The organism is Butyrivibrio sp. ob235 (genome assembly GCF_900109475.1).
In the GTDB taxonomy this organism is placed as follows: domain Bacteria; phylum Bacillota; class Clostridia; order Lachnospirales; family Lachnospiraceae; genus Butyrivibrio.
Map to the genome: position 1 here is coordinate 35,062 of NZ_FOBE01000010.1, position 13,856 is coordinate 48,917.

At 44.6% G+C, this 13,856-nt stretch carries 12 protein-coding genes; all 12 read right to left on the reverse strand.

Features of this window, described 5'->3' with window-relative positions; genetic code table 11:
• Nucleotides 1-61: 61 nt before the first annotated feature.
• The 12 genes from BMW61_RS09240 to rbfA all read right to left on the reverse strand — a co-directional run bounded on the left by BMW61_RS09240 (nt 62) and on the right by rbfA (nt 13,744).
• Nucleotides 62-1,561, reverse strand: coding sequence for a transglutaminase domain-containing protein (locus BMW61_RS09240; protein WP_091821226.1), 1,500 nt, complete (start codon nt 1,559-1,561; stop codon nt 62-64).
• Nucleotides 1,561-3,162, reverse strand: a complete 1,602-nt coding sequence (locus BMW61_RS09245) for a peptide chain release factor 3 (RefSeq protein WP_022761943.1) — start codon at nt 3,160-3,162, stop codon at nt 1,561-1,563. The genes BMW61_RS09240 and BMW61_RS09245 overlap by 1 nt, the downstream gene beginning before the upstream one ends.
• 159 nt (nt 3,163-3,321) lie before the next feature.
• Nucleotides 3,322-4,149: an energy-coupling factor transporter transmembrane component T family protein gene (locus tag BMW61_RS09250; protein ID WP_026498097.1), complete on the reverse strand. Its 828-nt coding sequence runs from the start codon at nt 4,147-4,149 to the stop codon at nt 3,322-3,324.
• Nucleotides 4,142-5,866, reverse strand: a complete 1,725-nt coding sequence (locus tag BMW61_RS09255; protein WP_091821229.1) for an ABC transporter ATP-binding protein — start codon at nt 5,864-5,866, stop codon at nt 4,142-4,144. Before BMW61_RS09255 ends, BMW61_RS09250 begins: the two co-directional genes overlap by 8 nt.
• Nucleotides 5,867-5,873: 7 nt before the next feature.
• Nucleotides 5,874-6,425 (reverse strand): ECF-type riboflavin transporter substrate-binding protein, encoded by a 552-nt coding sequence (locus tag BMW61_RS09260; RefSeq protein WP_022761946.1) that lies wholly within the window; start codon nt 6,423-6,425, stop codon nt 5,874-5,876.
• A 24-nt stretch (nt 6,426-6,449) separates the two neighbouring features.
• Nucleotides 6,450-7,601 (reverse strand): phosphopentomutase, encoded by a 1,152-nt coding sequence (locus BMW61_RS09265; RefSeq protein WP_091821232.1) that lies wholly within the window; start codon nt 7,599-7,601, stop codon nt 6,450-6,452.
• A gap of 196 nt (nt 7,602-7,797) precedes the next feature.
• Complete coding sequence (locus BMW61_RS09270; RefSeq protein WP_026498095.1) at nt 7,798-9,885, reverse strand: polyribonucleotide nucleotidyltransferase; 2,088 nt, start codon at nt 9,883-9,885, stop codon at nt 7,798-7,800.
• Between the two features lie 136 nt (nt 9,886-10,021).
• Entirely contained in the window at nt 10,022-10,288 is a 267-nt protein-coding gene (gene rpsO, locus BMW61_RS09275; RefSeq protein ID WP_022761949.1) for a 30S ribosomal protein S15, read from the reverse strand.
• 151 nt (nt 10,289-10,439) lie between these two features.
• On the reverse strand, nt 10,440-11,396 hold the full coding sequence (gene ribF, locus BMW61_RS09280) for a riboflavin biosynthesis protein RibF (RefSeq protein WP_091821235.1): 957 nt from the start codon (nt 11,394-11,396) through the stop codon (nt 10,440-10,442).
• Nucleotides 11,397-11,398: 2 nt separating this feature from the next.
• On the reverse strand, nt 11,399-12,352 hold the full coding sequence (gene truB, locus BMW61_RS09285; protein WP_022761951.1) for a tRNA pseudouridine(55) synthase TruB: 954 nt from the start codon (nt 12,350-12,352) through the stop codon (nt 11,399-11,401).
• Nucleotides 12,353-12,367: 15 nt separating this feature from the next.
• Nucleotides 12,368-13,333 carry a DHH family phosphoesterase gene (locus BMW61_RS09290; RefSeq protein ID WP_026498093.1) on the reverse strand — a complete coding sequence of 322 codons (966 nt, stop codon included), beginning with the start codon at nt 13,331-13,333 and terminating at the stop codon, nt 12,368-12,370.
• 3 nt (nt 13,334-13,336) lie between these two features.
• On the reverse strand, nt 13,337-13,744 hold the full coding sequence (gene rbfA, locus BMW61_RS09295; RefSeq protein ID WP_022761953.1) for a 30S ribosome-binding factor RbfA: 408 nt from the start codon (nt 13,742-13,744) through the stop codon (nt 13,337-13,339).
• Nucleotides 13,745-13,856 lie beyond the last annotated feature (112 nt).

Genomic DNA, 13,856 nt, shown 5'->3' on the forward strand with positions numbered 1-13,856 from the left:
TTGCAAAAAGAAACTTCGTACCAAAAATGCAATTTTCAGCAACATTTTAAAGTACGAAGTTTTAATATAACCAGATTATAAGAATGTATTGTTCATCAAAGGTCGTATATGAAACTGTATTGTTTGAGCCCTCCATATATCCGAATACCTGCTGATCGGTTATGAGCCTTCTTATGAATTCGTCGTATACGGCTCTTGTACTGCATTTTATCGTGACATTGTTACTTCCGTCGGCGTATCTTCTTGAGAAAAGATTCCCCAGCGCAGTCATGTCATTTTCCGTAAAGTACTCACCTTCCCTTACGTAATAATTGTTGCGCATTGAAGTGCAATCCGGCATTGGAAGCGTCTCGGATATGGTATGTGTCTTACTGATATCCTGAGTTGTGCAGCACAAATAGGTGTAGTTGATCAGCGGAAGTTTTTGCGAATCAGCTCCTCCGCTCTCAAATTTCTGATAAGAGGAATCTCCCCAGGTCGTATCGACGTAGGTGAACTCTCCGTCAGCATATACAAGATTCCACGCATGGCCGACACCGTTCACCTTACCTGTGACCATCGTGGTAGGAACCCCAAGTTTGTTAAGGATATACTGCGTAGCTTTGGCATAGCCCTGGCACACCGATTTTCCATATAAAAATACCGAGCATATATTCTGATTATCCGGCGCACTCGCGTCGTATTCAGTATTGGTTATAAGATAATCATAGACATACTTGACCTTCTCATAATCATCAGCATCCTGCGGAGCTCCTGCCAGGCATGTATCCACGTAGGCATCGATTTTGGCCTGACGTGAATCAATCTCCTCATCGCTGTAAATATAATTGCCTGTAAAAGATATCTTCTTCAGAACTCCTGCTACCGTATAGCGCGTGTAGGTATAACCGTCCATATAGAAAAGCTCGGGGTGATCGGCAAGTACAAACTGACATACCACATCGAGAACCTCTTCATCAAGTGTCGATACAACTACGTCCTCGGCGCGTCTCTCAATAATTCTAAGAAGCTCGACGTATAAGGTCTGTCCTTCCTTTGTCAGATGTTCATAGGCGTAGTTGCCCTGCTGAGCCTTCTTTAAATCCTCTATATCAACTACAGATAAACCGAGGGATTCTCTCTGCGCCTGCTGGAAGGAGTCACTAAAATAGGTTGTCGCGTCCTTCCCCTGCTCCTCGTCGGTTTCCTCAACATCCTTGCGGCGTCCTGTTCTTCCAGTCTCCTTCTCAATCTGAGTGATGAGATCATCGATAGCCTGGTTAACCTTATCGGGATCAAATGTACCCGAATGGGAGGCATCGTTATTAGAGACTTCAACGGAATCTACAGAAGCGTCGGTTGTAGGGGCATCTGAAGCTTCTGCCTCCGCGGCTGCAGGTTCAGATTCTGCTGCTACTTCTTCTCCCACCAAAATCTCATCATCGGAATTAATAAGATTGTTGGCCTTAAAAAAGTCAGTAACCGAATCATTACATCCTGTCAGAAATGCAGCCATAAAAACGGATGCAAAAAAGACAGATGCTTTCCCTATTAAGTTTTTAAAACATCTGTCTCTTCTCATTAGTTTTTCCTAAACTCGCTAAGCGATAATCCTTTGTTTCTGTCGAGAACCATCTGGGGACTCCACTCGTTGATAAAGATAAGAAGCGGTCTTCCGTTCATATCCTTTATCTTCTTCATATCAGAGGTGCCCACAAGTGAATTCATGTCGACATCCTCGTTATCAACCCAACGTATATACTCATATGGTAACATATCCAGGATAATTTCGACATTATATTCGTTCTCAAGTCTGAATTTAAGTACGTCAAACTGAAGTACGCCGACAACGCCTACGATGATTTCCTCCATTCCCATGTTGAATTCCTGGAAAATCTGGATAGCACCTTCCTGCGCAATCTGCTCGATACCCTTGACGAACTGCTTTCTCTTCATGGTATCAACCTGACGAACCCTTGCAAAGTGCTCGGGTGCGAAGGTCGGGATTCCCTCATAGGTTACGGAATCCTTGGGCATGCATACCGTATCACCGATTGAAAAGATACCGGGATCGAATACACCCATTATATCACCTGCATAGGCCTCACTTAAAATCTTACGTTCATCGGCCATAAGCTGCTGAGGCTGTGAAAGTCTGAACACTTTTCCTGACTGAACATGCTTAACTTCCTTGTCCGCATCGTAGCGTCCGGAGCATATTCTCATGAAGGCAACTCTGTCTCTGTGTGCCTTGTTCATGTTGGCCTGGATTTTGAAAACAAAAGCAGTAAATTCGTGCTCCTTGGGGTCGATAACCTCTCCCTCTGAATCAGTTCTTCCACTCGGAGGTGTAGCCATCTGAAGGAAGTTGTGAAGGAAGAGCTCAACACCGAAGTTCTGAAGCGCAGAACCGAAGAACACGGGAGTAAGCTTACCCGCTCTGACCTCTTCAAGATTAAATTCAGCACCTGCACCGTCCATAAGCTCGATCTCACCCTCAAGATTCTCAAGAGCTTCCTCACCTATTGTGGAAACAAGCTGATCCCTGTCTTCCATAGGGATTATGGTCTCTGTACCTTCCTTTGTTCCCTTCATTGTATCCTGGAAAGTTACGACATGTTTCTCCGCTCTGTCATAAATTCCCTTGAAGTTCTTACCTGATCCGATAGGAAGATTCATCGGGCATGTAGCAATTCCAAGGTGGTCTTCGATATCATCAAGAAGCTCGTATGTATCCATCGCATCTCTGTCGAGCTTATTTATAAATGTAAAGATCGGAATATGTCTCATTGTGCAGACCTTGAAAAGTTTCTTGGTCTGGGGCTCAACACCCTTACTTGCATCGATGACCATGACTGCGGAATCAGCAGCCATAAGTGTTCTGTAAGTATCCTCTGAGAAATCCTGGTGTCCGGGTGTATCAAGGATATTGATGCAGCAGTCCTCAAAGTTAAACTGAAGGACTGAAGATGTAACCGAAATACCTCTCTGTTTCTCAATCTCCATCCAGTCTGAAACGGCGTGCCTTGCTGTAGCCTTACCCTTTACGGATCCCGCAAGATTGATGGCTCCGCCGTAGAGAAGGAATTTCTCTGTAAGTGTGGTCTTACCTGCATCGGGGTGGGAAATGATTGCAAAGGTACGTCTCTTATTTATCTCTTCTGTGATCTGGTTGTTACTCATTTTAAAACCTTTCAAAAAAACGCAAAAATTACTATTACTTCCAAAATATCTGCCGTGCGCTCATGAAAAAATATCTCACCTAAAAAAATGCGCACCCAACCTATTTTAAGGAAAGGTGCGCGTAAAGTCAATTACTGACTTAATCTATTTGTATTTTCTCTATAAAAACGGGTTATAGAACCTGCTGCCGTTTATGTGCGTAAGTGTAATCGATGCCACCAAAAGCAATGCACATACGACGATGCAAAGGTAGTCTATCCATCTGAATTTTCTCTCCATATACCAGGTTCGCTTTTTGTTTTTCCCAAAGCAGCGAAGCTCCATGGCATTTGCTATGACCTCGATTCTGTCCATACTGCTTAATACCAGCGGTATAAGAATTGAAGAAGCCGACTTAAGCCTGCTTATAAGCGACGCTTTTTTACTAAGCTCTATCCCTCTGGCCTGAGATGCCTGGCTGATCTCGTGATACTGTTTCTGTATGTCCGGTATGTAGCGAAGTGCCAGCGCCACTGAATAAGCAACGGAATACGGAACTCCTATCTTATTAAGAGATGCCGCAAATTCACTGGGGTTCGTGGTGCAGACAAACAGCAGCACAAACGGAATTGTCGCAAAGTACTTCAGAATATAATTGAGCTGAAAAAACAGCTGCTCCGCGGTGGGCGCGAAGTATCCCGATAGTCCAAAGAGAAGGGTTGTACTGCCGTAAACTCCACAGCCGTGGCGAGGCGAAAACAGATAAACCAACGTTGTACTCAATGCAAGATAAACCAGTGTAAATACAAGCATAAAGGTTACATCCTTAAGTTTTATCCTGCCTACAGGGAAAAGCGCGACTCCCAAAACCGACATAACAGCAAGAAGTCTCGTGTCATATGTAGTCATGGCGGCAAGGCTCCACAAAAGAAGACACACCAGCTTGGTAGCCCCTGTAAGCTCATGAATCGGAGACTCTCTTTCTATATAATTAAAAAGATTATTCATCGCATAATCCTCTCACATTCTCTCGCTCATAGTCGATAAAGTCCTGAACAAAGGTGGCAGCATCTTCAATACCGCACAAATTTGCCAGATCGTAAAGACTGGTCTCTTTAAGGCTTGCCCTGTCGACAATTTCAGAATCAGTCAGAATCTCTGCACAGGTTTTATCCGCGATTATCTTCCCGCCGGAAAAGACTATGCCTCTGTCAGCATATTCCAGCATAAGATGCATATCATGAGTTATCATGATTATCGTGATTCCCTGCTGATTCAGCTGTCTCAAAAACTCCATGATTTTGGTGTAATGCCTATAGTCCTGTCCTGCAGTGGGTTCATCGAGAATAAGCACCTTGGGCTCAAGCACAAGAATGGAGCAAATGGTAACTCGCTTCTTTTGTCCATAGCTAAGCGCTGATATAGGCCAGTTTCTCATCGTATAGAGTCCGCAGATTTTGAGCGCTTTTGTGACCTTTTCCTGAACCTCTTCCTCCGGGACTCCCCTGAGCCTTAAGCCCATAGCGACTTCATCCATTATCATGACCTTGGAGATCATCTGATTCGGGTTCTGCATTACATAGCCCACATAGGCCGCTCTCTCCTTGATAGACAGTGCAGAAAAGTCACTGCCTTCAAAGAATATCTGCCCTTCATCTTCGTTTTCCATTCCGCAGACAACCTTGGAAAAGGTGGATTTCCCGGCGCCGTTGGTCCCGACGATTGCCACCATTTCACCCTTCGAAACAGCAGTGGAAATATTATCAAGGGCCCGTTTTTTCATCTTTTCATAAGTAAAAGAAAGACCCTTTGTTTCAAGGAGCTTCTCTTTAGATGAAGCCTTTTTATCTTTGTGAACCTCCTTCATAAACTTCCTTAGCTGAGTTTTGTCAGTATCGGAAAGAATAAGATTTTCTATTGAAGAAGGTCGCATTTTGCTCTCTATACTCACGCCTGCATATTTAAGAGCAGTAAGATACAGAGGCTCTCTTACACCACATTCGGCAAGAAGCCCTTTTGAAAGAAGCTCATCAGGACTTTCATCTGCAACTATATGTCCCTCCTGCATCAGAACAATTCTGTCAACACTTCTGTGAAGGACATCCTCAAGACGGTGCTCAATTATGATAACCGCAGCACCTGTCTTTTTTTGAAGCTCAGCGATAAGTTCAATCGCCTGTTTTCCCGTCTTGGGATCAAGGTTTGCAAGAGGCTCGTCAAACAAAAAGAGATCAACATCACTGGCTAGAACTCCTCCGACGGATACTCTCTGCTTTTGCCCACCGGAAAGCTCCCCGGGCGCGTGAAGCAGAAAGTCCTTTAGATTCAGAGTTGTCGCAACTTCATCCACTCTCTTTCTCATATCCGGTAGAAGAACGCAGTCATTCTCAAGAGCAAAAGCCAAATCTTCCGCAACAGTCATCCCTACAAACTGGGCATCACTGTCCTGAAGAACAGTTCCCACGATATGTGAGATATCAAAGATTGACATTTCCTTTGAATCTTTACCGTTGATCAAAAGGGATCCGGTTATATCGCCCTTATAAGACGACGGAATAAGACCGTTTATAAGACTTCCCAGAGTGGACTTACCGCAACCGGAAGGCCCCGCTATAAGCAGCTTTTCACCCCTTTTAATTTTGAGGTCAATATTATAGAGCGTAGGCTTAGCCTGCGCCCTATATTTAAATCCAAGATTCTTAAATTCCAGTATATATTCGCTCATATTATAATCAGTTTTCTTCCGTAAGGCTGCCCTTCTTCGGGATTGCCTTAGAATAAGCTATGCAAAGAATTGTTCCAACAATGGCAGTTGTAATAATGTTTATGATAGCACCGGTCACACCCTGAACGAATACCTTATTTGCAGGTTCCTGGAACATAAGGATGTCCAGGATAGGTGCAACAACTATCCATGAAATAGCATGTGCAATAGCCTGACCTACGTTAAAAGTAATAATACCCTTTGTACCAAACTCGCCCTCATCTATCTTCAGTTTCATTGTTACGATTCCCATGAGGCAACCAAATACCGCTGAAGCGATAACCCAGCTCCACCATACTCCCCAGCCGTAACTGAAGTCGATAAAGAAGTGTCCGATAAGGCCTGCGAGAGCTCCCGGAATCGGTCCGAAAACAGCGGCTATAAATGCAAGCAGACCATACTGGATTGAAATGTTAGTGTTGGGCACAGGACTCGGGATTGCAACGAATCTTCCGAGCACAAAGAAAAGTGCCGCACCGATACCAATAGCTACAATTGATTTTACCCCTAGTTTTTTCATACTTCTTCCTCCTAAATTTACGTTTTATAACATTGATGTTCCTTCAAACTCCGGTTTAATTCCAAAGTAGTCAAGAACAGTGGCTCCTATATCAGCGAAAGTACTTCTGGTTCCGAGGTTCTTCGGTGCTACATTCTTGCCATACATAATGAAAGGTATGTATTCCCTGGTATGATCCGTGGTCTTCTGGTATGCGGGATCACAGCCATGGTCAGCTGTCATCATAATGATGTCATCATCGCGAAGCTTAGCGACCATCTCGGGAAGCTTGTTATCAAAGTAATTAAGCGCCTTTGCGTAGCCGTCGATATCTCTTCTGTGTCCGTAAAGCATATCGAAATCTACCAGATTCACAAAGCAGAGTCCGTCGAAATCCCTGTCCATATATGCGAGTGTCTTTTCGATTCCATCGGCATTGCTCTCGGAGAAAACAAACTCCGTAAGGCCTTTTCCTTCAAATATGTCTCTTATCTTACCAACTCCCAGAACATCCTTGCCTGCTGCCTTCAGCTGATCAAGCATGGTTGTCTTCGGAGGCTCAAGTGAATAATCGTGTCTGTGAGGAGTTCTTGTATAATTGCCGCTTGTACCGACGAAAGGTCTTGCAATTACACGTCCCACGCCAAGGTCTCCCTGAAGCATTTCTCTTGCAATATGGCAATACTCATAGAGGGTCTCCAGCGGAACTATATCCTCATGTGCTGCAATCTGGAACACACTGTCTGCAGATGTATAGACGATAAGATTTCCTGTCTTTACATGTTCATCGCCGTAATCATTGATTACCTGAGTGCCTGAGTAAGGCTTATTACAGATAACTCCTCTTCCGACGCGCTTACTGAATGCATCCAGGAACTCCTGCGGGAATCCGTCGGGGAATTTCGGCATGGGTTTGGGTGATATCACACCTGCGATTTCCCAGTGACCTGTCGTTGTATCTTTATCCTTACTTGCCTCCTGGCATTTGCCATAAGCTGCTATGGGATTGGGAACGGAAGGCACACAGTCAACTCCATCAATATTGAAAAGTCCCATCGCTCCCATATTAGGCATGCTGAAATACTTGCTGGTAGCGCATGACCTTATTGTATTTACATCAAAATCTCCGTACTCTGCAGCATCGGGCTCTTCTCCGACACCAAAGCTATCAAGCACTATTAGAAAAATTCTTCCCATATTTGTATCCTCCGGAAAAATTAGAAATAGTAGGTAAATCTTTCCTACCCTATTAGTTTATCATGAAATAGTATCAAAACATTATAATTTTTTGATAAAATGAGTTTTTTCCATATTAAAAAAACTGAGAAAATGATTCAAGGTCACTTTCTCAGTTCTTCTTATTTTGTATTTATCGCAGCAAATCTGCTTTTGATTATTTCTGTGCAACATCCTTCATTGAGAAGCTGATTCTGCCCATACGATCCTTGCCAAGGCATACAACCTTAACCTCATCGCCAAGAGTAAGAACATCCTCAACGTGATCGATACGCTCGTTAGCGATCTTGCTGATGTGTACCATACCCTCTTTGCCGGGTGCAAACTCAACGAATGCGCCGAATTCCTTGATGCTTACAACTTTTCCTGTGAAGATCTGGCCCTTCTCGAAATCTGTTGTAATGATATTGATCATATCAATAGCCTGCTGCATCTTATCCTTATCTTCACCGCAGATGCTTACCTTACCATCATCTGTGATGTCGATCTTAACGCCTGTGCGGTCGATGATCTCGTTGATTGTCTTACCTCTCTGACCAACAACATCACCAATCTTATCAGGATCGATCTCGATAGAGATGATCTTGGGAGCATACTGGCTAACTTCCTTACGAGGCTCAGCGATAGCCTTGCTCATGCACTCATCCATGATGAAGAGACGAGCTTCGCGGCACTGTGAAATAGCCTGAGTTACGATATCCTTTGTAAGACCATGGATCTTGATATCCATCTGGATAGCTGTGATACCTTCCTTAGTACCTGTTACCTTGAAGTCCATGTCTCCGAAGAAGTCCTCAAGACCCTGGATATCTGTAAGTACTACGAAATCGTCATCTGTATCGCCTGTTACAAGACCGCAGCTGATACCTGCAACCATCTTCTTGATCGGAACACCTGCTGCCATAAGTGACATACATGATGCACATGTGGAAGCCATTGATGTTGATCCGTTAGACTCAAAGGTCTCTGAAACGCAGCGGATTGCGTAAGGGAACTCTTCCTCTGAAGGAAGTACAGGGAGAAGTGCTCTCTCTGCAAGTGCGCCGTGACCAATCTCACGACGTCCGGGTCCTCTTGAAACCTTTGTCTCACCTACTGAATAAGCAGGGAAATTGTACTGGTGGATATATCTCTTACCTGTTACGAAAGGATCAAGTCCCTCAACCTTCTGCATCTCTGAAAGAGGAGCAAGAGTTGTAACGTCACAGATCTGAGTCTGTCCACGTGTGAACATAGCACTTCCGTGTACTCTCGGAATAAGATCAATCTCTGCTGCAAGAGGACGGATCTGATCAAGTGCTCTTCCGTCAGGACGCTTGTGATCCTTGAGGATCATCTTACGAACTGTCTTCTTCTCATACTGGTAAATAGCCTCTCCAAGGATAGCAAGCCACTCCTCGTTGTCAGCGAACTTCTCTTCAAGACGAGCTGTGATCTCAGCGATGTTAGCCTCACGCTTCTGCTTCTCATCTGTGAATACAGCGTTCTCCATCTCTTCCTGAGGAACTACTTCCTTGATTGCTGCGAAAAGCTCTTCCGGTACTGCACAGCTTGCATACTCGTGCTTCGGCTTACCAACCTCTGCAACGATACCCTTGATGAACTCGATGAGCTTAAGGTTTACATCATGTGCAAGGTAAATAGCTTCCTTCATCTTATCCTCGGGAACCTCGTTACAACCTGCCTCGATCATGATAACCTTCTGACCTACTGAAGCAACTGTAAGGCGCATATCACCCTTATCCCACTGCTCCTGTGAAGGGTTGATAACGAACTCGCCATCGATAAGTCCAACCTGTGTCATAGCGCAGGGGCCATCGAAAGGAATATCTGAAATAGAAACAGCTACAGATGCACCGATCATAGCCACAAGCTCAGGTCTGCACTGTGTATCTACAGACATAACCATAGTCTCAATTGTTACATCGTTGCGGTAGTCCTTAGGGAAAAGAGGACGCATAGGTCTGTCAATAACACGGCTTGTGAGAATAGCATTCTCAGAAGGCTTTCCCTCGCGCTTATTGAATCCTCCGGGGAACTTACCGATAGAATAGAATTTCTCACCGTACTCTACGCTGAGAGGGAAGAAATCAATTCCGTCTCTGGGCTTGTCGGAAGCTGTTGCTGTACAAAGAACGGTTGTATCGCCGTACTTCATGAATGCGCATCCGTTAGCCTGTTTTCCTACCTTGCCGATCTCAATTGTAAGAGTTCTTCCTGCAAGTTCTGTTGAAAATGTTTTCATGTTTTTCTCCTTCTCGCGCCATCCTCGGGCGCATTAAAATATGTAAACTTAATAGTTATTACCTTAATAAAAGAAACAAGGCGGAACAAGCCGACTATTTCTAATCGGCATCCCCGCCCTATTCTCCCATCGGAAATTATTTTCTGAGTCCAAGATCAGCAATAAGCTTACGATACTTCTCAAGATCCTTCTTCTTAAGGTATGCAAGAAGAGCACGTCTTCTACCTACCATCTTAAGAAGACCTCTTCTTGAGTGGTGATCCTTCGGATGTGTGTTAAGGTGCTCGTTGAGCTCCTTGATTCTGGTTGTAAGAATAGCAACCTGAACCTCCGGTGAACCTGTGTCGCCAGCTGTTCTAGCGTACTGATTGATAACCTCTGTCTTCTTTTCCTTTGTAATCATGTTTCATTCTCCTTTAATTACAATGTGCCGAATACACAGAAGCGGCTGGAGTATCCTACCTCCGAGTATCGGTAATAACGTTACTGTTCCTCATGCGAGAAACCAATTGATTTTAACACAGTGAGCAATAAATGTAAAGTGAAGGCCATCGTCATTCATAATCGAAGAAATTTCTTCCAGCGTCAAGGTCAAGCCGAAGCTGCCCCTTTAAAGCCTCAACACCTGAAAATTTCTGTTCTTTTCTATGGAAAGTCAAAAGAGCAATCTCTAAATATTTTCCATAGATATCTTCATCGAAATCATAAATGTAAGTCTCAACACTCACCTGACCGCTGTCTGAAACCGTCGGCCTAAGTCCGATGTTAGTCATTCCATGATATTTTCTGCCATCAATTCTGACTTCCGAAAAATATACCCCAAAAGGTGGCAGGCACTTTTCAGAAGGCGGCAGCAGATTTACCGTAGGAAAGCCAATTGTTCTGCCAAGCTTTTTGCCATGTTCGACAAAGCCTCCCACATAGTAGTGTTCTCCCAGAAGCTCAGATGCACGCTCCATCTCAGCCTGAAGTATTTCCTCTTTTATAAAGCTTGAGCTAACATTCCTTCCGAACATCTGAAGCTTTTTTATGGCGCGAGTTCTGTAGCCGAGTTCAGGTGCAAGCTTATTTAAAAGCGCAAAATCGCCTTTTCCCTTATATCCGTAGGATAAGTCATCTCCTGCTGCAAGGTAGGCTGCATTCATCTGCTCATGAAGGATTTTTCTGACAAAGTCCTCCGGTGCCGTTCGCGCGGTCTCCGCATTCATAGGAAATTCCACAAGGATATCGACTCCAAGCTCCTCGAATTTACGTCTCTTTTCATCCTTAGTGAGAAGCTGGGATAAAATGATATCCTTTTTTTCATTCTCGCTTTTTGCCATAAGCTGTGAGAAAAATACAGCCGGCGGCGGATCAAAGGTAAAGATTGTCGCCTTCATACCCTGATCTTTCTTATCAAGGATATGTTTAAGGAGCTTCTGATGCCCCATGTGGACTCCGTCAAATTTACCGATGGCTACTGCGGTTTTATCCTCTATATTAAATTGTGTGGTTCCGGATATTATCCGCATTTTTACCTCTCCGTATAGAAAAACTTCTCCACCTTGAACTGGCCGGTTCTGCCGTCGCATTTGTAAATGCCAAAGAATGTGCCGTCCTCAGCGTATACCCTCACTCTGGTGCCGTCAGCATAGAGCTTTTCGGGTTCTACAAAATCCTGCTCATCCTCGGGAGCTTCACTTACAAGGTTCTCCACCTTGAAGCTGTTGCCGTTTTCAAGCATACGCCTGAAGCTATCCTTAACAATACAATAGTCAAGGTCTCTGAAAAGGCTCTCAGTGGAGGCAACTATCGTATCCACTTTTCCCTCATCGCGAAGCTGCTCGATCTGATCAAGGGTGTGCGCAGTCTCGAGATGAAAGCTTCCTACAGCTGTTCTTGTGAGATGTTCCATGGCTGCGCCGCAGCCCAAAGCCTCGCCTATATCATTGCAAAGGGTTCTGATATAGGTGCCCTTTGAACACTTAACCTCCATTGTGAAAACGTGCTCATCCTGAAGATGAGATTCATCGAGAATTGTTATAGCCTCGATTTTGATTCTTCTTGGCTTTCTCTCGACTTCCTTGCCCTGTCTTGCAAGCTCATAGAGTTTCTTGCCATTTATCTTAATCGCGGAATACATGGGCGGAATCTGGTCATACTCACCCACAAAGCGTTTAACCGCTTCATGAAGCTGCTCACTTGTGACATTGACCTCATTCTCGGAAAGCACTCTTCCAGACATGTCCTGAGTGTCTGTCGTCACTCCAAGTCTGCAGACGGCGATATATTCCTTGTCGTGATCCGTGAGCATGTCACAGAGCTTTGTCCCGTTTCCCAGACAAATAACAAGGACTCCGACCGCATCCGGATCCAGAGTCCCTGTATGTCCGATCTTTTTCATCTTTAAAATGCCACGGAGGCGTGCCACCACATCACTAGATGTATAGCCAGCCTCCTTGTATACGTTAATTAGTCCGTTGTACATATGACCCTCATATATTTATTTTGCAGCGAGAACGCCCTTCAAATCTCTCTCAATATACTCTGAAAGTGAGTTTATTATATCATGCTGGGTTCCGTTCATGGTACAGCCCGCAGCTCTTGAATGTCCGCCACCGCCAAAAAGCTCTGCGATCTTTGCAACATTCACTTTTCCCTTGGAGCGAAGGCTGACTTTGTACTCAAGGCTTCCGATCTCATACATGAAAATTGCGCACTCCGTACCTGTTGTCAGAAGGAGCTGGCTGACTATTCCGTCGAGATCACTGGATTCAGCGTGATAAAAGTCCATCGTTTGTCTGGATACCACACTCACGATGCAGTCTCCGTGCATGAAAAGCATGCTCTCAAGAAGTGCTCGTCCCATTATCTGGTTCTGAACATAGGTTTTCTCATAGAATACAGAATCTATAAGGCTTCCAAAATCAAAGCCGTAGCCTATGAGATCCGAAGCCACCTGCATGGTAGCGGGTGATGTGTTTGAATACTTGAATACCCCGGTATCTGTAATTATTCCCATGTAGATAGCCTTGGCTATCTCAGCGTCAAGCTTGTCCTTATCAATGCAATCATAAACAAGCTCACATGCTGAACTGGCTGTGGGAACAATATAATTCTCATCACCTGTGCCTTCATTGCTGACATGATGGTCTATATTAACTGTCTTTTTTGCGGCATCAAAGAATTTCTCAGCATCTCCGAGTCTTTCTTTTCCACAGTCGAGGGCAAAGAAAATATCATAGCTGTCGACGTTAGTCTTAAAGTCCGATTTAACCTCAGCAGTAGCTTCGATTATCTTATAGCTCTCGGGAATCTTTTCAAGAAAAACGTCCACCTTGAGATCCGGATAATTCTTTTTTAAATAGAGATATAATGCCATTGTAGAGCCAACACAATCTCCGTCGGGGCGAATATGCCCACCGATTCCAATGGTTTTGGCGTCCTTTACGAGTTCGTCTATTCTCATCTATTATTCTTCCTCTGTGGGTTCTTCGTCCACTTCTCCCCTTGCTGCCTTTGCAGCTGCGTCCTTTGCTGCAACTTCGTCGATTTTCTTCGACATGTTGATGGCATACTCAATTGAATCATCCATGATGAATCTGAGCTCGGGGGTGTAACGCATATTGAGTTCCTTGGCTACTGTACTTCTGATGTAGCCGGCAGCGGATTTGAGGCCTTCCTCAGTGCGGAGTCTGTCCTCATCGTTGCCCATTACAGAAACCCATACTTTACAGGTCTTAAGGTCAGGTGCAACCTCGACATCCATAACGGATGTCATTGGGCTGATCCTGGGGTCCTTGCTGTATCTGATTGCCTCAGATATGACCTTTTGTACTTCACCGTTTATACGGATATTTTTTATACTGTTTTTTCTCATATTTTTACTCCATGCCCCTCATCCGGCACTTCGTGCCACCTTGTCTACGCTCCGCTTCGGTCCGCGCTGGACCGACGGTCTACGTTCCACTCCGGTCGTTGCTAAGCACTCG